The organism is Caballeronia sp. SBC1, from assembly GCF_011493005.1.
In the GTDB taxonomy this organism is placed as follows: domain Bacteria; phylum Pseudomonadota; class Gammaproteobacteria; order Burkholderiales; family Burkholderiaceae; genus Caballeronia.
This window is the reverse complement of sequence record NZ_CP049158.1, coordinates 177,565-199,384: the sequence shown is the minus strand read 5'-3', so window position 1 is coordinate 199,384 and position 21,820 is coordinate 177,565. Positions and strand designations below refer to the sequence as shown.

The 21,820-nt window shown below is 60.9% G+C and carries 20 protein-coding genes; 1 reads left to right on the top strand and 19 read right to left on the bottom strand.

Annotation, left to right across the window (positions count from 1 at the left end):
• The first annotated feature begins 186 nt into the window (after window positions 1–186).
• Window positions 187–528: an FKBP-type peptidyl-prolyl cis-trans isomerase gene (locus SBC1_RS27795; protein ID WP_165102270.1), complete on the top strand. Its 342-nt coding sequence runs from the start codon at window positions 187–189 to the stop codon at window positions 526–528.
• A gap of 226 nt (window positions 529–754) precedes the next feature.
• Here SBC1_RS27795 and SBC1_RS27790 read toward each other — a convergent pair whose 3' ends face one another.
• From SBC1_RS27790 to ppk2, 19 genes are all read right to left on the bottom strand, one after another.
• A complete protein-coding gene (locus SBC1_RS27790) occupies window positions 755–1,945 on the bottom strand; it encodes an O-succinylhomoserine sulfhydrylase (protein ID WP_165102267.1) in 1,191 nt (396 codons plus the stop codon).
• 296 nt (window positions 1,946–2,241) lie between these two features.
• Entirely contained in the window at window positions 2,242–3,789 is a 1,548-nt protein-coding gene (gene purF, locus SBC1_RS27785; protein WP_165102264.1) for an amidophosphoribosyltransferase, read from the bottom strand.
• Window positions 3,790–3,939: 150 nt separating this feature from the next.
• Entirely contained in the window at window positions 3,940–4,476 is a 537-nt protein-coding gene (locus tag SBC1_RS27780) for a CvpA family protein (protein ID WP_165102261.1), read from the bottom strand.
• A gap of 6 nt (window positions 4,477–4,482) precedes the next feature.
• Complete coding sequence (locus SBC1_RS27775) at window positions 4,483–5,376, bottom strand: SPOR domain-containing protein (RefSeq protein WP_165102258.1); 894 nt, start codon at window positions 5,374–5,376, stop codon at window positions 4,483–4,485.
• 35 nt (window positions 5,377–5,411) lie between these two features.
• A complete protein-coding gene (gene folC, locus SBC1_RS27770) occupies window positions 5,412–6,746 on the bottom strand; it encodes a bifunctional tetrahydrofolate synthase/dihydrofolate synthase (RefSeq protein ID WP_165102255.1) in 1,335 nt (444 codons plus the stop codon).
• A gap of 187 nt (window positions 6,747–6,933) precedes the next feature.
• Window positions 6,934–7,806, bottom strand: a complete 873-nt coding sequence (gene accD, locus SBC1_RS27765; protein WP_062086303.1) for an acetyl-CoA carboxylase, carboxyltransferase subunit beta — start codon at window positions 7,804–7,806, stop codon at window positions 6,934–6,936.
• A gap of 79 nt (window positions 7,807–7,885) precedes the next feature.
• Window positions 7,886–8,689, bottom strand: a complete 804-nt coding sequence (trpA, locus tag SBC1_RS27760; RefSeq protein ID WP_165102252.1) for a tryptophan synthase subunit alpha — start codon at window positions 8,687–8,689, stop codon at window positions 7,886–7,888.
• Window positions 8,690–8,753: 64 nt separating this feature from the next.
• The gene (locus tag SBC1_RS27755; RefSeq protein WP_165102249.1) at window positions 8,754–9,638 is read right to left on the bottom strand and encodes a site-specific DNA-methyltransferase; all 885 of its coding nucleotides are present in this window, start codon (window positions 9,636–9,638) and stop codon (window positions 8,754–8,756) included.
• Window positions 9,639–9,649: 11 nt separating this feature from the next.
• Window positions 9,650–10,843: a tryptophan synthase subunit beta gene (gene trpB, locus SBC1_RS27750; protein ID WP_165102246.1), complete on the bottom strand. Its 1,194-nt coding sequence runs from the start codon at window positions 10,841–10,843 to the stop codon at window positions 9,650–9,652.
• Between the two features lie 57 nt (window positions 10,844–10,900).
• A complete protein-coding gene (locus SBC1_RS27745) occupies window positions 10,901–11,602 on the bottom strand; it encodes a phosphoribosylanthranilate isomerase (protein ID WP_206366137.1) in 702 nt (233 codons plus the stop codon).
• The gene (gene truA, locus SBC1_RS27740; RefSeq protein ID WP_206366136.1) at window positions 11,595–12,419 is read right to left on the bottom strand and encodes a tRNA pseudouridine(38-40) synthase TruA; all 825 of its coding nucleotides are present in this window, start codon (window positions 12,417–12,419) and stop codon (window positions 11,595–11,597) included. Before truA ends, SBC1_RS27745 begins: the two co-directional genes overlap by 8 nt.
• 7 nt (window positions 12,420–12,426) lie before the next feature.
• A complete protein-coding gene (locus tag SBC1_RS27735) occupies window positions 12,427–14,961 on the bottom strand; it encodes a FimV/HubP family polar landmark protein (protein WP_165989085.1) in 2,535 nt (844 codons plus the stop codon).
• A 181-nt stretch (window positions 14,962–15,142) separates the two neighbouring features.
• Window positions 15,143–16,264 (bottom strand): aspartate-semialdehyde dehydrogenase, encoded by a 1,122-nt coding sequence (gene asd / locus SBC1_RS27730; RefSeq protein ID WP_165102236.1) that lies wholly within the window; start codon window positions 16,262–16,264, stop codon window positions 15,143–15,145.
• Window positions 16,265–16,732: 468 nt separating this feature from the next.
• The gene (gene leuB / locus SBC1_RS27725) at window positions 16,733–17,800 is read right to left on the bottom strand and encodes a 3-isopropylmalate dehydrogenase (RefSeq protein WP_165102230.1); all 1,068 of its coding nucleotides are present in this window, start codon (window positions 17,798–17,800) and stop codon (window positions 16,733–16,735) included.
• Window positions 17,801–17,852: 52 nt separating this feature from the next.
• A complete protein-coding gene (gene leuD, locus SBC1_RS27720; RefSeq protein WP_165102227.1) occupies window positions 17,853–18,503 on the bottom strand; it encodes a 3-isopropylmalate dehydratase small subunit in 651 nt (216 codons plus the stop codon).
• Window positions 18,504–18,547: 44 nt separating this feature from the next.
• A complete protein-coding gene (locus tag SBC1_RS27715; protein WP_165102224.1) occupies window positions 18,548–18,679 on the bottom strand; it encodes an entericidin A/B family lipoprotein in 132 nt (43 codons plus the stop codon).
• A complete protein-coding gene (gene leuC / locus SBC1_RS27710; RefSeq protein WP_047847468.1) occupies window positions 18,676–20,085 on the bottom strand; it encodes a 3-isopropylmalate dehydratase large subunit in 1,410 nt (469 codons plus the stop codon). Before leuC ends, SBC1_RS27715 begins: the two co-directional genes overlap by 4 nt.
• A gap of 222 nt (window positions 20,086–20,307) precedes the next feature.
• Window positions 20,308–20,538: a type II toxin-antitoxin system Phd/YefM family antitoxin gene (locus tag SBC1_RS27705; RefSeq protein ID WP_165102180.1), complete on the bottom strand. Its 231-nt coding sequence runs from the start codon at window positions 20,536–20,538 to the stop codon at window positions 20,308–20,310.
• 130 nt (window positions 20,539–20,668) lie between these two features.
• Window positions 20,669–21,769 carry a polyphosphate kinase 2 gene (gene ppk2 / locus SBC1_RS27700; protein WP_370469687.1) on the bottom strand — a complete coding sequence of 367 codons (1,101 nt, stop codon included), beginning with the start codon at window positions 21,767–21,769 and terminating at the stop codon, window positions 20,669–20,671.
• Window positions 21,770–21,820: the final 51 nt, after the last annotated feature.

Genomic DNA, 21,820 nt, shown 5'->3' with positions numbered 1-21,820 from the left:
TATAGGAGAGTCCTTCCAGGCCTTCCGCTTGGGGCTGGCCGCCCTTCCTTCCTATTTACGAGATATTGGTCGGGTCGTGCAGCAAACCTCATGCGCGCTTCGCCGGGTGTAACGATGCCACCCGAAAGCCCTACAATACCGGTTTTAGATCCAGCCGGCGTTGCCGGCTTTTACAAGGAGTGTTACATGGCGATCGTGACGACCGACTCAGGGCTCAAGTATGAAGATTTGACGGTGGGCGAAGGCGCTGAAGCCGTTGCCGGCAAGTCGGTGAGCGTGCATTACACGGGCTGGCTCACGGACGGCCAGAAGTTCGATTCCAGTCACGACCGTAATGATCCGTTCGCTTTTGTGCTCGGCGGCGGCATGGTCATCAAGGGATGGGACGAGGGCGTGCAGGGTATGAAGGTCGGCGGTAAACGCAAGTTGACCATTCCGCCGCAACTCGGTTATGGCGTACGCGGCGCCGGCGGGGTGATTCCGCCGAACGCGACGCTGGTTTTTGAAGTGGAATTGCTGGACGTTTAAGGTTCGCTCGCTCGCGCCGACGGAGGGTTTCTCCGTCTTTCGCACCCCGAGTTTAGGGGGTCCGTCGATGCGGCTGGGCGGCAGCGCTGGGTTGGTCATTCGGGGTTGACTCCCTTTGACTCGGATCGCTAACCTAGCGACCCGTATTGCCCCCGCCCGCTACGCCCAAACCCAGCCATGCCTTGGCCCACGCCAAAATCAGAACGCCAATTCAGCGCGACAGAAATTACCCGTTCAGCCCACGCTCCAAATCCCCTCGAATATCCGAGGCATGCTCCAACCCCACCGCTAGCCGGATCAACCCTTCGCGAATCCCTGCCGCTTCCCGCACCTCGGGCGTCAACCGTCCGTGCGTTGTCGTCGACGGATGGGTAATGGTCGTACGCGTATCGCCGAGATTGCCGGTAATCGAACAGATCTTGGTGGCATCAATCACACGCCACGCATTCGCGCGCTGCTCCTCGCGCGTCGCGCCCTTCAACTCGAACGACACAATCGCCCCGCCCGCCTTCTGCTGCTTCTTCGCGATCGCGTATTGCGGATGCGACTCGAGCCCCGGATAAAACACGCGCTCGATTGCCGGATGCGTCTCCAGCCAGCGCGCGATTTCCAGCGCATTCGCCGACTGCTTCTCCACCCGCAACGACAGTGTCTCCATCCCCTTCAACAACACCCACGCATTGAACGCGGACAACGTCGGCCCTGCGCTGCGCACGAACGGAAACACCTTTTCCATGATGAACTGCTTCGACCCGACCAACGCGCCGCCCAGCACGCGTCCCTGACCATCGAGGAACTTGGTCGCCGAGTGCATGACAACATCCGCGCCAAGCTTCAACGGCTGCTGCAGCGCCGGGCTACAGAAACAGTTATCGACGACAAACAACGCGCCCACTTCCTTCGATATCTTCCCGATCGCCTCAATATCTGCGATCTCAGTCAGCGGATTCGACGGCGTTTCGAGGAAAAACATCTTCGTCTCGGGACGCACGGCCGCTCGCCATTCATCCAGATTGGTAGGATCGACGAATGTGGTCGTGATGCCGAACTTCGTGAAGATCTGCGAGAACATGCCCACCGTCGATCCGAACAAGCTCTTCGAACTGACCAGATGGTCGCCCTGCTGCATCGAGCACATCACCACTGACATGATCGCGGCCATGCCTGATGCTGTCGCCATGCACGCCTCGCCGCCTTCCAGCGCCGCCAGGCGGTTCTGGAACATCGCGACCGTCGGGTTGGTGAAGCGCGAGTACGTGTAAGCCTCTTCAGCGTTCTTGAAGCTTTCTGCGGCATGCGCGGCGCTCTCGAACACAAAGCTCGAGGTCAGGAAAATCGCTTCCGAGTGCTCGTTGAAATCACTGCGCAACGTTCCCGCGCGGACGGCGAGCGTATCGAAGTTTAGGTTTTCGTCCATGTTCGTGTTTTCCATTCCAATCTATTCCGTCATTCATTAGCCCGGCCCAAAAAAACCGGGACGCAAAAAAGCCCGCCTCTGCGTCAGCATGAGCGGGCTCGGTGCGGAAAAGCCTGTAGCGTCGCCGGTGCGTGATCCAGATTCGCCACCGGTTCGCTTTAGCTGTTTCGGGTTCTGACTCAAGCTAAAGATCTAGCCGTTCATCAACACCCGCGTCCGCAAGCTGATCTCAAATCGACGCAAACCCAATGCTATCACGCCTGTCACGCGCTTATTGCACGCTGGAGTCAAACTCGTCACTCCACCGACAATTGCAAGTGCAACTGCGAACGCGATACGCCACCTTCCATCGCCTCACTCGCCGCATCGCGATCCGACTGCGCTTGCGGTGCAAGACGCGACGTTTCCAGACGATCCAGATAAGCCGAGTCGATGTCACCGGTGATGTAGTTGCCATCGAAGCACGAGGCATCGAATTCACGCAGCGCCGGATTGATGTCGCGAATGGCCTGCTTCAGATCGGCCACATCCTGATACACCAGATGATCCGCGCCGATCATGCGCGCCACTTCCTCGTCCGAACGGCCATGCGCGACCAGCTCGCCGCGCGTGGGCATGTCGATGCCGTACACGTTCGGGAACTTCACCGGCGGCGCAGCGGACGCGAAGATCACCTTGGCGGCGCCTGCATCGCGCGCCATCTGCACGATTTCATGCGATGTTGTTCCACGAACGATGGAGTCATCCACGATCAGCACGTTCTTGCCCTTGAACTCGATCGCCATCGCGTTGAGTTTCTGGCGCACGGACTTCTTGCGCACAGCCTGGCCAGGCATGATGAAGGTACGACCAACATAGCGATTCTTGAAGAAACCTTCGCGATACTCCACGCCCAGCTTCGCGGCCACTTGCATGGCGGCGGGACGTGATGAATCCGGAATCGGCATGACCACGTCAATAGCCACGTCCGGCAGCACGCGCTTGATCTTCTCGGCGAGGTAATCGCCCATGCGCAAGCGCGCGTTGTAGACCGGCACGCCGTCGAGGCACGAATCCGGACGCGCGAGATACACGAGTTCGAAGATGCAGGGGTTCAGGCTCGGGTGCTCGGCACATTGCTGGCTGTGCAGGTTGCCGTCGTTATCGATGAAAATCGCTTCGCCCGGCTCCACGTCACGCACGAACTCGAAGCCGATACCTTCAACCGCCACCGATTCCGAGGCCACCATCCATTCCACGCCCGTCGCGGTTTCCTGCTTGCCGAGGACCAGCGGACGGATGCCGAACGGATCGCGGAAAGCGACGAGTCCGTAACCGGCGATCAACGAGACGATGGCATACGATCCCTTCACTCGCCGATGCACGCCGCTCACCGCCTTGAACAGGGCGGCCGGATCGAGTTCCAGGCCGGAGCTGGACAACTGCAGTTCGTGGGCGAAGACGTTGAGAAGGACTTCAGTGTCGGACGCGGTGTTGATGTGCCGGCGATCGATCCGGAACATCTCTTCCTTCAACTGCGGCCAGTTCGTCAGGTTGCCGTTGTGGGCGAGGATGATGCCGAATGGCGCGTTCACGTAGAACGGCTGGGCTTCTTCTTCGCTCGATGCATTTCCAGCCGTCGGATACCGCACCTGGCCAATGCCGACATTACCCGGCAGACTGCGCATGTTGCGCGTGCGGAACACGTCGCGCACCATGCCGTTGGCCTTATGCATGTGGAAGTTATTGCCGTTAGCCGTTGCAATGCCAGCCGCGTCCTGCCCGCGATGCTGCAGCAGCAGCAAGCTGTCATAAATCAACTGGTTAACGGGAGTCTGGGAAACTACGCCTACGATGCCGCACATGGCATGGTCCTTCAAAGAGTCGAAACGGGTCCAAAAGCGGGTCCACAAGGCATATCGGTGCAACGAATGCAGGCGGCCCCTCGCGGGGTGATCACACTGCAGGGTGTTGCGCCGAGCCGTCGCGGGATTCTCGGGTAGCGGGCCAGGACGTCATTGCGCAGGCGTGGCGGGCGGATCTTGCGGGCCGTCCGGCGTGGTGCGCAGGTACGCGGCGAGCGTATCGGGAAGCAGCGGTTTCAGTTCTCGCACGCCTTGTTCGGCCGCGGGCCGGAACAACGCGTTACGCCAGAAATCGTGTTGCGGCAGTTCGGTCAAGCCCGCGAGGGCGACCAGGATCACTACCAGAATGGCCCCTCTCACGAGGCCGAATAAAAGTCCAAGCGACCGGTCGATACCGCGCAGCCCGACCACTTCGGTCACACGCGTCAACAACGCGCCAGCCACACTTGATACCACCAGCACACCCGCGACAATCAGCAAAAACGCAATCAGCCACTGCGTCAGCGCCCCGCCCGGCCAGTTCGCCGGAATGTAAGGCACGACCAAACCAACAAAACGCCCTGCGATCAACAGCGCGGCGATCCAGCCAATCAGGCCGAACACTTCGGCCAGCAAGCCGCGCCACATGCCGCGCAGCGCGGAGAGGCCGATCACGGCCATCACCGCGTAGTCGAAACTCGTAAACATCTACAGCTAGTTCGCTGACGCGCTATTGCTGCCGCCGTTGCCGCCGCCCAGTCCGGCCTGCCGAACCTTGACCAGCGCCGCCGATGCAGCCGTCCGGTCGGCGAACGGTCCGGCACGCAACAGCGTGCGAGTGGTGCCGTCAGCCTGTTTCCGATGTTCGATATATGCGGGCACTCCCGCCGCCTTCAACTTGGTCACCCAGCCTTGGGCTGCAGTGTCGTCATCGAAGGTGCCGATCTGGACCACGAAACGACTTCCCGCCGGGGAGGCTGGTGTGTTCGGTTTCGGCGTGGCTGCCGTAACGGGTGCGGGCGCTTGCGCCGCGGGCTTGGAGGCCTGGGCGTTCGTCACCGCGGACGGCGGTGCCGCCGGCTTCGCTTCGGGCTGCGCCTCGGCGGCCTTGGCCTGCGTTTGCGTTTCCACTGGTTTAGAGGCTTGCTTCGAGTCGGGCTTTAAAGCGGGTTTTGAAGCTACCGCCGCCGCATTGTCCGTGGCCGCTGCAGGACCATCCGGCGCTACTCCGGCTTGCGTATCTGCTGACGAATCAACCGCGCCGGCATCCGTCGCGTCGTTGTGACTTGTCTTGGGCAAAGGCGCGGCCGGGCGTGCCGGGATATCGATTGAGATGTCGTCGGTGACGGGCTTCGGATGCGAATCCAGCACCATTGGCAGGATGATCACCGCCGCCGCGACCAGCGCGAGCGCGCCGACCAGACGCCGCCGCGCACGCTGCTTTTCGGGCAGGGTGGGGTCGAGCATCATGGCGTCGGCTTCAGGACGGTCGCTGCGGCGCGTCCGGCGTTCGGTACGCACGGTTTGACGCGAGCCGCGCGGGGAGTCGGAGTATGTGTCGCGACCTGAGGGCGCGTCGTCTTTCTTGCCGAACGAGAAAAAGGACATGGTTGGCTTGTGCGAGAGGCTGGCCGGCCGTCCGTTCAATGACGCTGCGATTTACGATAAGCCATTACGCCGGCCACCGTATGGAAACTGCCGAAAACCAAAATTCTATCATTTTCGGACGCTCGCTTTAACGCATCTTGAAAAGCGTCGGCCGGATTGTTGAATTGTGTAACGCTGCTGTCACTACTGTCGTTGACGCCGGCGTGGCGTAAAACGCTTTCCAGCATGGCCGAAGACGCGGCGCGCGGTGTTGGAAGGGCGGTCACGTTCCAATGATCGATCTCGCCCTTCAAATGCTCCACGACCCCGGCGATGTCCTTGTCGCCCATCGCGCCGAAGACCGCGTACGTGTAGGGGAAAAAGCCCATGTTGCCGAGATTCTGAGCCAAAACGGCCGCGGCGTGCGGGTTGTGAGCGACATCGAGGATCACTTGCGGCTTGCCCGGCACCACTTGGAAGCGCCCCGGCAACTCGACGTTCGCAAGTCCCAGCCGGATATCCTGTGCGGACACGGGAATGCGGTCCCGCAGCGCTTCGAGCGCGGCCAGCGCCGCCGATGTATTGATCAGTTGATTCGCGCCGCGCAAAGCCGGGTAAGCGAGCGCCGAGCGCCGCTGCGTCCGGCCGATATAACTCCACTGCTGGCGTTCGTTGCCGCCCTGCGCTTCGTAGCGGAAATCACGGCCGACCAGCCACAGATCCGCGCCGATAGCCTTCGCATGGTCGATCAATGACTGCGGGGGCGAGGGATCGCCACAAATGGCGGGTGTGTTCGGGCGGAAAATCCCGGCTTTCTCGAAGCCGATTTTCTCGCGGGTATCGCCCAGATACTCCGTGTGGTCGATGTCGATGCTGGTGACGATCGCGCAATCGGTATCGATAATATTGACGGCGTCCAGACGGCCGCCCAACCCCACTTCAAGAATCACGGCGTCCAAATCACGCGATGCGAACAACCGCATGATTGCCAGCGTGGTGAATTCGAAATAGGTCAGCGAGACCGGATCGGCGAGGCTCATGCGCGCCTGTTCGACCGCCTCGAAATGCTCGAGCAGCTCATCGTTCGTGGCATCAGCGCCGTTTAGCCGCGCGCGCTCATTGAAGTCGAGCAGATGCGGCGACGTATGACAGCCCACGCGATACCCCGCGCGAACCAGGATGGTTTCGATGATCGCGCAGGTCGAGCCCTTGCCGTTCGTTCCGCCGACCGTAATCACGGGGCATTTGAACGTTAGTCCCAGAGCGTCGCGCACTTGGCTGATGCGCGTCAAACCCATGTCGATGCCGACAGGATGTGCCGATTCCAGGTGAGTCAGCCACGCGTCGAGGGTGGGGAAGGTGAACGGTGAGGGGGTCGATGAAGTCGCCATGAAGTGATCGTGCTCGCCGGCCAAAGCCCGCAAAATAGTGAAAGAAGCGAAGCGCCCAAACCAAACAAAAACGCCGCGCACGACCCTCGGCGGGTTCGCGCGCGGCGCCTGGGCCGCCATCGTTTAACGCCTGCAGCCCAACTCGCTCCAAGCGGTCGAAGCGCAACAGGCGCTTGAAAACCGTGCCTCAGGCGACCGCATCAGCCGGTTGCAGCGTCAGCAATGCAATCAGACGCGCAATTTCTTCACGCATCTTGCGGCGATCCACAATCATGTCGATCGCGCCCTTCTGGATCAGGAATTCCGAACGCTGGAATCCTTCCGGTAGCTTCTCGCGCACCGTTTGTTCAATCACGCGCGGACCCGCAAAACCAATCAGCGCCTTCGGTTCCGCGATCACCACGTCGCCCAGGAACGCGAAACTGGCGGACACGCCGCCCATGGTCGGATCAGTCAGAACGGAGATGAACGGCAGCTTGGCTTCGGCCAGCTTCGTGAGCATGGCCGTGGTCTTGGCCATTTGCATCAGCGAGAGCAGGCTTTCCTGCATCCGCGCGCCGCCCGATGCCGTGAAACAGATAAACGGCGTGCGCTGCTCGAGCGCGTTACGCGCGCCGCGGGCAAAACGTTCGCCGACCACCGAGCCCATCGAACCGCCCATGAACGAGAACTCAAAGCACGCGGTCACGACCGGAATGGTGTGGATCGCGCCGCCCATGACGACCATGGCGTCGGTTTCGTCCGTATCTTCCATTGCCTCTTTCAGGCGGTCCGGGTACTTCCGGCTGTCCTTGAACTTCAGTGCGTCGACGGGCAGGATTTCCTGGCCGATTTCGTAACGGCCTTCCGGATCGAGTAACCCGTCAAGCCGTTCGCGTGCGCCAATCCGCATGTGATGGCTGCATTTCGGGCAGACATGCAGATTCGCCTCGACGTCGTTGCGGTAGAGCACCGCTTCGCACGAAGGGCACTTGATCCACAGCCCTTCCGGAATCCCCTTGCGGCTTTTCGGATCGGTTTGCTTGATCTTCGGCGGTAACAGTTTGTCGAGCCAGCTCATCGTATGTCCTTCCCTGTTTTCACGTGTTTTGCGGCCCGTTTGAAGCGGGTTTTTAATCCCTTCCGGCCGCAATAACGGGTTATTTTGCAGAATCGAGCGCAGAGCGAATTTCGGCAATAAAGCTCGTCAGCATCTCCGCCGCCTTCTCGGGCGGCGCTTCTTCGAGCAGTTGCACGAGACGGCTGCCAATCACCACGGCATCCGATACATCGGCCACCAGCCTCGCCGACACAGCGTCGCGGATGCCAAAACCCACCCCCACCGGCAACGCAACATGCGCCTTGATCGCCGGGATTTTACTCGCGATGCTGGCCACGTCCAGATTTGCCGAACCAGTCACGCCTTTCAGCGACACGTAATACACATACCCGCTCGCCACTTTGCCGACCGCGGCAATGCGTTCATCGGTCGAGGTGGGTGCAAGCAGGAAGATCGGGTCGATGCCGGCGGCACGCATCGATTCACTGAATTCCACCGACTCTTCAGGTGGGTAATCGACGACCAGAATGCCATCCACACCCGCGTCCTTCGCCGCTTTGGCGAAGGCATCGGTGCCCATCCGTTCGATCGGATTCGCGTAACCCATCAGGACCACCGGCGTGGTGGTGTTGGTCTCGCGGAAGCGTGCAACGTCGGCGAGCACGCGTTTCAGCGATACGCCCTTGGCCAACGCACGTTCTGACGAGCGTTGGATCACGGGACCATCGGCCATCGGATCGGAAAAAGGCACGCCCAGTTCGATGACGTCCGCGCCGCCCTTGGCGAGCGCGTGCATGAATTCGACGGTTTGCTCGGGGTTCGGATCGCCAGCCGTAATGAACGGGATCAGACCTTTCTTGCCCTGCTCGGCCAACGCCGCAAATGTGCTTTTAATACGGGACATGAGTTAATCTCTTTGCGCGAAATCCGCGCCTTTTAGCGTTTTTTAGCAGTGACTTCGCGGAGTGTTAGGCGGCGTTCGCTTGGTCAGTAGCAGTAATCGTGGCCTCGGTCTTCGGCTCAACCCGGACTCCGACGGAACGCGTCTCCGCGACCCGCTTTTCGGCGATTGCGTGATAGTCGGCGTTGATCTCGTAGCCAATGAACTCGCGCCCATGACGTGCACACGCGACCGCAGTCGTGCCGCTGCCCATGAACGGATCGAGCACGCGCCCGCCACGCGGACAACTCGCCAAGACCATCCGCTCAATGATCTCAAGCGGCTTTTGCGTCGGATGGTCGACGCGCTCGGCGTGTTGCCTGTGCAGTCGCGACACCGACCATACGTCCTTCGGGTTGTAACCCAGCTCCAGCCACTTGCTGCCTTCGAACAATTTGCGCGAACGCGCTTTCTTCGTCACTGCGTCGTAGGGGATGCGGATGGGATCGAGATCGAAGAAGTAATCCTTCGATACCGCGAAATAACCGATGTTGTCGTGCACAGACGTATATCTACGCACCGTTCCGCCCATGCTCGGCACGCGCCGGTCCCACACGATCTCGTTGACCATGGTGAGGCGGCGCTTGAGGAACACGAAGATCTCCGGCGCATATTGCCACGTGCAAAAAATGTAAAGCGAACCGCTTGGCTTGAGCTTCGGAATCGCCAGCTCAAGCCAGCCGTAGGTCCAGTCAAGGAAGGCATCGCCCGAACGCATGTCCGAGTCGTTGCCGTAATCCTTGCCCAGCCCGTATGGCGGATCGGCCACGATCAGGTCGATCGAGCCGTCCGGGAGGTTCGCTGCATCGGTCAGGAAATCGCGGTGGTGCAAGTGGATACCGCGCTCAATGCCGCCATGGACTTCACTACCGGCGACGCCGTGCGCACTTGCATGATCGATTTCATCGCGCATCGGTTGCGGGCTCAGAACGTGATGCCGGTGCGCTCGGCGACCGTATGCATGTCCTTGTCGCCACGGCCCGAAAGATTGACGAGCAGCAGCTTGTCTTTCGGCAACGTGGGCGCGAGCTTCGCGGCGTACGCGAGCGCGTGGCTCGACTCCAGCGCGGGAATGATCCCTTCGATCCGGCAGCAATCGTGGAATCCCTTCAGCGCTTCTTCGTCGGTAATGCCCACGTACTCGGCGCGGCCCGCATCCTTCAGCCACGCGTGTTCCGGGCCGACGCCGGGATAATCCAGCCCTGCTGAAATCGAATGCGTTTCGATGATCTGGCCGTTTTCGTCTTGAAGAAGATACGTACGGTTACCGTGCAGAACGCCCGGACTTCCGCCGATCAGCGACGCCGCGTGACGTCCCGTGCTGATGCCATCACCGGCCGCTTCCACGCCGATCAGCTTCACATCTTTATCTTCGATATACGGATAAAAGATGCCCATCGCATTCGATCCACCGCCAACACACGCGATCACCGCGTCCGGCTGGCGGCCTGTCATTTCAGGCATCTGGACCTTACATTCATCGCCTATCACCCGCTGGAAGTCGCGCACCATCATGGGATAAGGATGCGGCCCCGCCACCGTGCCAATGATGTAGAACGTGTTCTCCACGTTCGTTACCCAGTCGCGCATGGCTTCATTGAGCGCGTCTTTCAGCGTCTTTGAGCCGGATTCGACCGGCACGACCGTCGCGCCGAGCAGCTTCATGCGGTACACGTTCGCCGCCTGGCGTCGCACGTCTTCCGAGCCCATGTAGACCACGCATTCCATGCCGAAACGCGCGGCAATAGTCGCCGTGGCAACGCCATGCTGTCCCGCGCCGGTTTCCGCAATCACGCGCGGCTTGCCCATCTTGCGAGCGAGCAGCGCCTGGCCAATCACGTTATTAACTTTATGCGCGCCGGTGTGATTCAGGTCTTCGCGCTTGAGGAAGATTTGCGCGCCACCGAGCATGTCGCTCCAGCGTTTGGCATAATAAATCGGCGACGGACGGCCGACGTAGTGCTTCAGCTCGTATTCGTATTCCGCGATAAACGCCGGATCCTTGCTGCATTCAGCATAGGCATCGCGGAGTTCATCGAGCGCGTGGATCAGCGTTTCGGATACGAATGTGCCGCCATATGGGCCGAAATGACCCCGATCGTCTGGTAAGTTGTACATGTGTCACTCTCTCGGTACGTGGAAGCGTTGCGCTAGCCCACGTCGTTTCCACCTTGATCATCCAGCGTCTGCTTCGCGCACCGCGCGTACAAACGCCGCCATTCGGGCGTGATCTTTCACGCCCTTCGCCCCCGCTACTTCGATGCCGCTAGAGACATCGACTGCGTAAGGGCGTACGCGCCGGATGGCGTCAAGGACGTTTTGCGCGTTCAACCCACCACTCAAAACGGCCCGATGCCCGAGATCTGTTGGGATAAGTGACCAATCGAATACCTTTCCACCGCCACCGTAGCCGTCGACAAGGGTGTCGAGGAGCAAACCGCTGGCTGCTGAATAATTGAGAGATGATTCTACCAAATCGCGTGCAGTGGCATCAGGCCCTACCCGCACAGCCCGCCACCACGGCAAACCGGCCACTTCAGCGAGCGCTGCGCATTGCGCCGGGGTTTCATCGCCGTGGAATTGCAGTAACGACAAGCGCACGTTCGACGTCACCTCGCGAATCCATTCCGGCGTGGCGTTGACGAACAAACCGACCGCCGAGACGAGCGGCGGCACATGCTCCGCCAGCTCCACTGCCTGCCCCACGCTGACCGAACGCGGACTTGGCGGATAGAACACAAAACCCACGGCATCGGCGCCGAGTGCGACAGCAGTATCGACGTCTTCCGTCTTCGACAAACCGCACAGCTTGATTCTCGTCCGACGCAAATCGCTGCTCGCTCCGTTACTCATCCGGTTACTCATCCCGTCACTCATGCTTTGTCTCGTTTTTGTTGTCCTGCCAGACCGCGCTCCAGGGGTAGCTCCCCAGACGCGGCGCGGGCACCACGAAGTTCTCAGGATAGCCGACCTCGGCCAAATACAGGCCATCGGGCATGAAGGTGGGCGCCGCGCGTTTGCGATCGCGCGCTTCCAGCAATTCCGCCATCCATGACGCAGGATGTTTGCCGCGGCCAATGGCGACAAAACACCCCATCAGGTTGCGCACCATGTGGTGCAAGAACGCGTTCGCCCGAAACCGGAAGTGGATGAAATCGCCCTGCTCGACGATATCGATCTGATGCAGGTATTTCACGGGAGTCTTCGCCTGGCACTCGGACGAGCGGAACGCGGTGAAATCGTGCTTGCCGATCAGGCAGGCCGCAGCTTCGCGCATCGCGGCGGCATCGAGCGAAGCGTAGCACCAGCCGGCGCGGCCGGTGATCATCGGCGAACGGACGGGGTGGACGTACAGCGCATAGTAGTAGGTGCGCTCATAGGCGCCGAAACGGGCGTGGAAGTCGTCGGGCATCGGACGCGCCCACTGGACCGAGACGCTCTGCGGCAAGAATGCGTTCGTGCCGCGCACCCAGGCGAAGTCGGTGCGCTCGAGTTCGGTATCGAAATGCACGACCTGGCCGAGCGCGTGCACGCCGGTATCCGTGCGCCCCGCGACGACCGTCTGCACGCGCGTCTGCGTGAATTTCCCCAACGCGCGTTCGAGAACGTCCTGAACGGTCGGCACGTCCGATTGAGTCTGCCAGCCGCTGAACGCCGAACCGTCGTACTGGATGCCTAATGCGATACGTTTCACAGGCATCTCAGGACAGCGGCGCCAGCGTCGATAACAGCGTGGCTGCGGGTTGGCGCGTGGCCGGATCGTTCGATTCGATCACTTCCTGCAGCAACGTGCGCGCCCCGGATAAATCGCCAAGCTCAATGTATTCGACGGCCAGTTCGAGCTTGTTGCGGGCTATCGTCGAGATTTGCTCGGGGGTGAAAGCCGGTAGCGGCTCGGTCTGGCTTGCGGGCGAGTTCAAGTCGAAGTCGAGACTCAGGGGACCGAAACGCGATGCGCCAAGGCCCGCCACCGATGCCGCGCCAGCCGTGCCGGATTCGATTTGCTCGCTCGCGGATGGTGGAGGCGTGGTCGATTCAGGGTGGCGATACTGCTCGTTCTGGCGATCGAAGACGGCCGGGTCGGCGATCGGTTGGGGTGTGGCGGGGGCGGGGGCCAAAGGGGCTTCGTTTTGCGCAGTGTGCTCGGTCGGGGCAGCAGGGATCGGCGGCTGGACATGGACGTCGGACGATGCAGGCGCCTCGCGACGGGGCGGCAAACCGAAATCGAGCGCGCTCAGGGCTTCGATAGCCTCTTGCGGGAATTTCGGCTGCGGGAAGCGGGAAGCCGGCGACGGTTCGTCATCGTAGGCGGATAGATCATCCGCGTCGTTTGGATGGTTCGTTGCTGGTTCGGGTGTAACCGATTGGACCGATGCCGCGTGCTCTCTGCTTTCGTGCTCGTTGGATGCGCGTGTCGCTGCTTCGCGCGCTTGCGCTTCGCGGGCGGCGGCTTCGCGTGCTTCTGCTTCGCGGGCTTCTGCTTCGCGGGCTTCCGTTTCGCGGGCTTCCGTTTCACGGGCCCTAGCTTCACGTGCGGCGACTTCACGGGCTTCCGCTTCGCGAGCCTCCGTTTCACGGGCCCTAGCTTCACGTGCGGCGACCTCACGGGCTTCCGCTTCGCGAGCCTCCATTTCACGGGCCGCAGCTTCCCTCGCGGCAACTTCTCGTGCTTCTGCTTCTCGTGCTTCTGCTTCTCGTGCTTCTGCTTCTCGTGCTTCTGCTTCTCGTGCTTCTGCTTCTCGTGCTTCTGCTTCTCGCGCTTCTGCTTCTCGCGCTGCCGCCTCTCGCGCCTCCAATTCTCGCGCTGCCGCCTCTCGCGCCACGCTCTCTCGCGTCACCTGTTCTAACGCCGCCGCCTCGCGGAGCTCATGTTCCCGGGCCTCCATGTCTGCGCGCAATGCCTCGGACCGATCCGCCGCAGCCCTTTCCGCCGCCAATGCCGCCTCGATCGCACCCGGGCGCGGCGGTGTGAAATCGCGATGAAGCGCTGCGGGCGCATCAGGCATGAATGGCGCGCGTTTGGTATCCGTGTCGCGGGTCGGACTTGCTGCATCCTGCGCACGGCTCTCGCCGAGCGTTACTCGCGCGCCATCACCTATTGCATTGCTTTCAGCCGGAGGAAACGGCTTGTCTTCGGTTGGGGTATCGAAGGACTGCGCGGCATCGTAGTTTTCAATGCTCGCTGCCACGCCATTCAGCTCGCTTTGACTGCGCTGAACCGATACACCATCGAGATCGGCAGCGCCTGTGGGAGCTTGCGCGTGGCTCGTCGATCCGTCGCGAGGAGGCACAACGGATGTCTCAAATTCCGTCGATGCCACCGGCGGTTCTTCCGACGCGCGTTCATCGGCTGCCAACCCAGCGGCGGCGCTTGCAGCACGGCGTCGTTTGCCAGCGCGCAAAACGAGCAGCAGCAAGCCGATCACCACGACAGCCCCAACAAGCCAACCGATCGGCCCGTTCGCCGACGCGGCCGTAGAACCCGTTGTTGACGGCGCGCTTACCGGCGCAACTGTCGCCGCAGGTGCGCTCGACGCGCTCAACGCCGGCGCCGCTTCCGATGCAGGCGCCGCTTCACTCGCGTTCGCAGCCTCGCTGGCATTCGCCGCAGGTTGAGCTTCCGATGTCGGCGACAACGCATTCGCCCCGCTCGATGCACTCGGCGCAACCTTGGCGACAGCGCCGCTAGCTGCCGCGGCTCCGTTTACTGCACCGGCAGCATTCGACGCCCCTTCGGCCGGCGCCGAAGCCGAAGCCGTTCCCGTTGCCGAACCGCTAGCCTCAACTGCCGGCGCCGATGCCGCCCCAGGCGCAGAAGCCCCAGGCGCGGCAGCAGCCACCCCCACATCCTCCATCGCCGGCACGTTCAATACCGATCCGAGTTTCAACCGGCTGGGGTCATGGCCCATGAACGCGTTGGGATTTGCGTCGAAGAGCGCCCGCGACATCTTTTCCCGCGTGGCGCGGTCGGTCGAACCGGTGATCTGGGAGGCGATATCGCTGAGCGACTGCCCGGGTTTCACGCTGTACTGCGTGACGGGCGCTGCAGCCGACGCAGCCGCTGGCGCCGATGCCTCCGAAACGGCAGACGCGCTGCTGGCCTGGGCGGTGGCATCGGAGGAAACGAACGTTCCGAGCAGCACACTCGCGACGCTTGCCGCGATCAGCGCCGCGCGCCGCGAGCGGCTGAGGAAGCAAGGCTGTGAATGAAGCGGCCGACTCGGACGAACGATCATTGATACTCCAGGCGAGTGGACAGCGAACAAAAAACCAACAAAATGGGGCGACATCCAAAACTGGCCGCAGACCGATTGCTCAATTTTGGCAACCCGCCTGCAAACCAGCCGCACAACGAAAAAGCGCCGCGCAAGCGCGACGCTTCATTGAACTACTGCGCGTCGTGGCGCGTAGTTTACTTTACTTGTCCAGCAGGATGCGCAGCATCCGGCGCAGCGGTTCCGCCGCGCCCCACAGCAACTGGTCGCCGACCGTGAACGCCGACAGATACTCGCCGCCCATTGCAAGCTTACGCAAGCGGCCGACCGGCACCGTCAGCGAACCGGTAACCACTGCCGGCGACAAATCGCGCATCGACGCTTCGCGTTCGTTCGGAACAACCTTCACCCAATCATTCGCCGATGCCAAAATGCCGTGCAATTCGTCCAGTGGCACGTCCTTCCTGAGCTTGATGGTCAGAGCCTGCGAGTGGCAACGCATTGCGCCAATCCGCACGCACAGGCCGTCCACAGGAACCGAACCCGGCTCGCCCATGGCAGGCAGCCCCAAAATCTTGTTGGTTTCCGCGCCGCCCTTCCATTCTTCCTTCGACATGCCGTTGCCGAGATCCTTGTCGATCCACGGAATCAGCGAGCCGGCCAGCGGCACGCCGAAATTATCGATCGGCATACGCTCGCTGGACATGACTGCCTGCACGCGTTTGTCGATATCCAGAATAGCCGACGACGGGTCCGCCAGATCTTCCTTGGCCGCGCCATACAGCACGCCCATTTGCTGCAACAGTTCGCGCATGTTCTGCGCGCCCGCGCCGGAAGCCGCCTGATACGTCATGGCGGTCGTCCATTCGACCAGGTTCTGATTAAACAAGCCGCCGAGCGCCATCAGCATCAGGCTGACCGTGCAATTCCCGCCAATGAAATTCCGGCCGCCCTTAACCAGCGAATCCTTGATGACGTTCAGGTTCACCGGGTCGAGAATGATGACCGCGTCGTCCTTCATGCGCAACGACGACGCCGCGTCAATCCAGTAACCCTTCCAGCCGGCCGCGCGCAGCTTCGGGAACACCTCGTTGGTGTAATCACCGCCCTGGCACGTAATGATTGCGTCGCACTTTTTCAGGTCGTCGATGCTTGTCGCATCCTTGAGTTTCGTCTCGTTTTTCGCGAACGACGGCGCATTGCCGCCCGCATTGCTGGTGCTGAAAAACACCGGTTCGATCAGGTCGAAATCGCCTTCCTGCTGCATGCGTTGCATCAGGACGCTGCCGACCATGCCGCGCCAACCAACGAGACCTACATTCATGACTAACCTTATGTGTGGACACTTCCCCGCTTGCCAGACCCTCCGCCGGCGTGACCGCGCGGGGAAGATGGGCGGACACGACGGGCGATCAGCTGAACGTGATCGTTTTGAGGGAAATGGTTTTCGTAATGCGTTTGGACAGCGCAACCGTACCCAGATGCATGTCCGAACGCGTAATGGCGAGACGAGTCGTGCGGGCGCCTGAGCTAATGCCGCCGCTTGATATCGAGTCCAGAGAGATTGAAGAGATCTTCGCCATAACAAAAGAGTCTACACGATAACCCGCATATTCGTCCCTCGACGCGAGCGTTTCACGCCTTTTGACGTGGTTCGTGCGCTAAAAGCGACGAATCGAGATGAAATATCGCGATTGTCAGCATCGTGAAAAGATGTCCGCCGCGAGACGCTTTCTCACCGGAATTTTTCGCTGAACCATCCGATGAAAAAGCGCGTTGCCAGTATTGAAGCTTAGAGCGCCGCGAGCACCGCGTCGCCCATTTCCGTTGTGCCGACCGTGCGGCCGTCCGGCGTCGCGATGTCGCCGGTACGCAGACCCTGCGCAAGCACCTTCTTCACCGCCGCTTCGATCCGGTCAGCCTGCTCGGGCTTACCGAGCGAGTAACGCAGCATCATGGCGGCCGAGAGGATGGTCGCCAGGGGATTCGCCACGCCCTTGCCCGCGATATCCGGCGCGGAACCATGCGACGGCTCGTACAAGCCCTTGTTGTTTTTATCAAGCGAGGCGGACGGCAACATGCCGATGGAACCCGTCAGCATGGCGGCTTCATCCGAGAGAATGTCGCCGAACATGTTGCCGGTCACCACCACGTCGAACGCCTTCGGTGCCTTCACCAACTGCATGGCCGCGTTGTCCACGTACATGTGCGACAGCTCGACGTCCGCGTATTCCTTCGATACATCGATCATCACGTCGCGCCAGAATTGCGACGTTTCGAGCACGTTGGCTTTATCGACGCTCGTCAGCTTCTTCGTGCGCTTTTGCGCGGCCTGAAAAGCCACGTGAGCGATACGACGCACTTCCGGCTCGGAATAACGCATGGTGTCGAAGCCTTCCTTCGCGCCTTCAAACAAGCCGTCCGGCGATGAACGCACGCCGCGCGGCTGGCCGAAATAGATATCGCCATTCAGTTCGCGGATGATCAGGATGTCCAATCCCGCGACAATTTCCGGCTTCAGCGACGAAGCCGCCGTCAATTGCGGATAACAAATAGCCGGACGGAAGTTCGCGAACAATTGCAGGTGCTTGCGCAGACCCAGGATGGCCTGCTCCGGACGCAGCGCGCGTTCGAGCGAATCGTATTTCCAGTCGCCCACGGCGCCGAACAGGATCGCGTCCGATGCTTTTGCCAGCGCGAGCGTCGCTTCCGGCAGTGGATGGCCGCTCGCCTCGTAGCCCGCGCCGCCGACCGGCGCTTCTTCGAGCTCGAACTTTTCGTCGAGCGCGTTCAGGACCTTGACGGCTTCCTTGATGATCTCCGGACCGATTCCATCGCCGGGCAGCACTGCAATCTTCATGGTGTTTCCTTCCTTTTCTTGTGTGTTCGCACGTATTCGTGCTTGCTCGTACTTATCCGACGAGGCGGTTGTTCAGCCACGGCTGCTTCGCGAGACGCTCGTTTTCGAACTGACGGATCTTGTCGGCGTGGCGCAGCGTCAGCGCGATGTCGTCGAAACCGTTCAGCAGGCAGAACTTGCGGAAACCCGGCACTTCGAACGGGTATTCCGTGCCATCGCCGCTCAGCACGACCTGGCGCTCCAGATCGACCGTCAGCTTGAACCCATTGAACGCGTAGGTTTCGTTGAACAGCTTGTCGACCTGGCTTTCAGTCAGGACGATCGGCAGCAGGCCGTTCTTGAAGCAATTGTTGTAGAAGATATCGGCGAAACTCGGTGCGATGATCGCGCGGAAACCGTACTGGTCCAGCGCCCACGGCGCGTGCTCGCGCGAGCTGCCGCAGCCGAAATTCTTGCGCGTCAGCAGGATCGATGCACCTTTGTAGCGCGGCTGGTTCAGCACGAAATCCGGATTCAGCGGCCGGTTCGAGTTGTCCTGGCCCGGCTGGCCGACATCGAGATAACGCCATTCGTCGAATGCGTTCGGACCGAAACCCGTGCGCTTGATCGACTTGAGAAACTGTTTCGGGATGATCGCGTCCGTGTCGACGTTATCGCGATCCAGCGGCGCCACGAGCCCGCTATGTACGATGAATTTTTCCATGATGCGTTACCGGTTTGGTTTGCTTGACCGTTCTGTAAAGCCGCTTACTTGCTGGCCGCATTGCTGATCGAATTGCCGAGGTGACGCATGTCTTCGCCAAAGCCCTGGACCGTATTGCAGCCCGCAGCGGCGGCGACGACCGCGATCAACGCCAGCAGAATGACGATACGTTTCATGCAAGCTCGCGAATATCGACGAAATGACCTTCGATGGCCGCCGCAGCAGCCATCGCCGGGCTCACCAGATGCGTACGGCCGCCTGCGCCCTGACGCCCTTCGAAGTTCCGGTTCGACGTGGATGCGCAACGTTCACCCGGCTCCAGCCGGTCGGCGTTCATGGCGAGGCACATCGAGCAGCCGGGTTCGCGCCACTGGAAGCCTGCGTCGAGGAACACCTTGTCGAGCCCTTCGCGTTCGGCCTGCGCCTTCACGAGACCAGAACCCGGCACGACCATGGCCAGACGGATGTTCGGTGCCACGCGGCGGCCGAGCGTCTTCACGACATACGCCGCGGCGCGCAAGTCTTCGATGCGCGCATTCGTGCACGAGCCGATGAAAATCTTGTCCGGCTTGATCGACTGCATCGGCGTGTTCGGTTCGAGCGCCATGTACTTCAGCGCGCGTTCGATCGCGTCGCGCTTGACCGGATCCTTTTCGCGTTCAGGGTCCGGCACGCGGCCGTCGATGGACGTCACCATTTCCGGCGACGTGCCCCACGTCACTTGCGGCACGATTTCAGCGGCATTCAACTCCACGACGCGATCAAACTTCGCGCCCGGATCGGACGTGAAAGTGCGCCAGTAGGTGGCTGCCTGCTCGAATTCCGCACCGTGCGGCGAGTACGGACGATCTTTCAGGTAGTTGATGGTGGTTTCATCGACGGCAACCATGCCTGCCCGGGCGCCCGCTTCGATCGCCATGTTGCAGACCGTCATGCGGCCTTCCATCGACAACGCCCGGATGGTCGAACCGCCGAACTCAATGGCGTAACCATTGCCGCCCGCCGTACCAATCTTGCCGATGATGGCAAGCACGATGTCTTTTGCGGTACAGCCGCGCGGCAGCGGTCCTTCGACCTTGACGAGCAAGTTCTTGCTCTTCTTTTGCAGCAGCGTTTGCGTGGCCAGCACGTGCTCGACTTCCGACGTACCGATGCCATGCGCCAGCGCGCCGAACGCACCGTGCGTGGAGGTATGCGAGTCACCGCAAACAATGGTCATACCCGGCAGCGTCGCGCCTTGTTCCGGCCCGATGATGTGCACGATGCCTTGGCGCAAGTCGTTCATCTTGAACTGCGTGATGCCGTAGGCGTCGCAGTTGTCGTCAAGCGTGTCCACTTGCAGCTTCGAGATCGGGTCCGCGATGCCGTGCGAGCGGTCGGTTGTCGGTACGTTGTGATCCGACACCGCCAGGTTCGCGCTGATTCGCCACACCGGCCGTTCGGCCAGTTTCAGACCCTCGAACGCTTGCGGGCTGGTTACTTCGTGGAGCAAATGACGGTCGATGTAGAGGATGGACGTACCGTCTTCCTCGGTGTGGATCACATGCGAGTTCCACAACTTGTCGTACAGGGTCTGGGCCATGGTCTTTTCAGGTGTTGTGACTGCGGGGATGTTTTTTGGTTTGATGATTATGCCACGCAGGACAGCGCATTGCGCTATGACCCAAGAAAAAACTGATATAAAACAGTGGGTTAGGGTGGTAGTGGAGCTACCTGTATGGGGAGTACCGGGATGGGAGGATCAACCGGAATGCAGAAAAGACTCAGCCGTTTAGCCGCGCCGCCGACCAGTTAAGGAAGCGAATCAGGAGAAGTCAGCCGCTCGGGATGCGCGGCCTGATGGAGGCGCCTCGAATTCGATATCCGCAGCGTCTGGAGCAGCTAACCGCACGAGAATGCTCGCGCTTGAGGCGTCGGCGCCCCATGGAAACTCTTCGATGGGCAGCCAGACATGGGCTGGATGGCCGCGGCCTGCGATGAAAACCGGATCATCACTTGCCATTCGTTTTGCTTTATTTTCGTCTCGATCTGTCATATCCGGGTCCTCAGTGACGTCGTGTAGAAACGTTGCCCGTGGGACGAACTTCTGGACATAAAAAATGGGTGTAAGCGCTGACTGCACCTACACCCGTCGAAAGAATCAGCAATCCCCCTCAAACGCCTACCTACAAAGCCCGCCCCACGATCAACGGATCGACCATACCAATCGCGCGGACATCCCGATTCGCATATGGCAACTTATGCAGGATATGGCGCATCGCATTGAGCCGCGCTCGCTTCTTGCAATCCGACCGGACCACCGCCCACGGAGAATCGGCCGTATCCGTTTGCGCGAACATTGCTTCCTTGGCGTCCGTGTATTCGTTCCACTTATCCAGCGACGCAAGATCCACGGGACTGAGTTTCCATTGCTTGAGCGGATGAATCTCGCGTTCCTTGAAACGCCGGAGCTGTTCTTCCTGACTCACCGAAAACCAGAACTTGACGACATGCATGCCGCTTCGAACGAGTTGCCGCTCGAACTCGGGAACCTGCTGCATGAAGTCGTTGTATTCATGTTCCGAACAAAACCCCATCACTCGTTCCACGCCTGCCCGGTTGTACCAGGAGCGATCGAACAGCACGATTTCGCCCGATGTCGGCAAGTGTTGAACGTAACGCTGAAAGTACCATTGGCCGCGCTCGGACTCGGTCGGCTTTTCGAGCGCGACAACCCGGGCGCCACGCGGATTCATGTGCTCCATAAAGCGCTTGATGGCACCGCCCTTGCCGGCAGCGTCTCGCCCTTCGAACAGGATCACCAGACGCTGGCCGGTCTCCCGTACCCACGCCTGCAGTTTCAGCAATTCGACCTGCAACGCATACTTCTGCTTCTCGTACGCATGGCGCGACATCAGGTTCCGATACGGATACCCGCCCCCACGCCAGTCACGCGACAGTTCGTCGTCGGGATGCCGTGAAGCGCGAGCATGCCAAAGTGCCGGATCACCCTCCAGCATGACGCTGCGCAGAGCGGTGGTTTCATCGGGGGAGAGGCCGCTCATCAATGTCTTGATGGTGTCCATCAATGTGCCCGGGTCCTGCGCAGCACCGGTCGACAACACATGCTGCAGGGTGCTTGAAATTTGCTCGTTGGCCGCCTGGACAGCGCGGCCGGTTTCGTCGATCTTCGCGGCGCGCGGAGTGCCCGTCTCCAGTACGTCGCCGCGAGCGACGCTTCGCACGGCTGACTGGCGAGCGTCGGATTTGTCGTGCTGTGATGTCAAAGTCTGTTCCTTATAACTAGGCGCCCCGCTTCTCAGGTTTAAACGAGGCGC

Coding starts and splice junctions, on each gene's coding strand:
- SBC1_RS27755 (WP_165102249.1), bottom strand. CDS start 9,638: ATGCGCGATGAAATCGATCATGCAAGTGCGCACGGCGTCGCCGGTAGT.
- trpB (WP_165102246.1), bottom strand. CDS start 10,843: ATGTACAACTTACCAGACGATCGGGGTCATTTCGGCCCATATGGCGGC.
- SBC1_RS27715 (WP_165102224.1), bottom strand. CDS start 18,679: ATGAAACGTATCGTCATTCTGCTGGCGTTGATCGCGGTCGTCGCCGCC.
- asd (WP_165102236.1), bottom strand. CDS start 16,264: ATGAATGTAGGTCTCGTTGGTTGGCGCGGCATGGTCGGCAGCGTCCTG.
- SBC1_RS27790 (WP_165102267.1), bottom strand. CDS start 1,945: ATGGACGAAAACCTAAACTTCGATACGCTCGCCGTCCGCGCGGGAACG.
- SBC1_RS27735 (WP_165989085.1), bottom strand. CDS start 14,961: ATGATCGTTCGTCCGAGTCGGCCGCTTCATTCACAGCCTTGCTTCCTC.
- SBC1_RS27780 (WP_165102261.1), bottom strand. CDS start 4,476: ATGTTTACGAGTTTCGACTACGCGGTGATGGCCGTGATCGGCCTCTCC.
- leuC (WP_047847468.1), bottom strand. CDS start 20,085: ATGGCCCAGACCCTGTACGACAAGTTGTGGAACTCGCATGTGATCCAC.
- SBC1_RS27795 (WP_165102270.1), top strand. CDS start 187: ATGGCGATCGTGACGACCGACTCAGGGCTCAAGTATGAAGATTTGACG.
- purF (WP_165102264.1), bottom strand. CDS start 3,789: ATGTGCGGCATCGTAGGCGTAGTTTCCCAGACTCCCGTTAACCAGTTG.
- SBC1_RS27705 (WP_165102180.1), bottom strand. CDS start 20,538: ATGACAGATCGAGACGAAAATAAAGCAAAACGAATGGCAAGTGATGAT.
- accD (WP_062086303.1), bottom strand. CDS start 7,806: ATGAGCTGGCTCGACAAACTGTTACCGCCGAAGATCAAGCAAACCGAT.
- SBC1_RS27745 (WP_206366137.1), bottom strand. CDS start 11,602: ATGAGTGACGGGATGAGTAACCGGATGAGTAACGGAGCGAGCAGCGAT.
- trpA (WP_165102252.1), bottom strand. CDS start 8,689: ATGTCCCGTATTAAAAGCACATTTGCGGCGTTGGCCGAGCAGGGCAAG.
- leuD (WP_165102227.1), bottom strand. CDS start 18,503: ATGGAAAAATTCATCGTACATAGCGGGCTCGTGGCGCCGCTGGATCGC.
- SBC1_RS27775 (WP_165102258.1), bottom strand. CDS start 5,376: ATGTCCTTTTTCTCGTTCGGCAAGAAAGACGACGCGCCCTCAGGTCGC.
- leuB (WP_165102230.1), bottom strand. CDS start 17,800: ATGAAGATTGCAGTGCTGCCCGGCGATGGAATCGGTCCGGAGATCATC.
- folC (WP_165102255.1), bottom strand. CDS start 6,746: ATGGCGACTTCATCGACCCCCTCACCGTTCACCTTCCCCACCCTCGAC.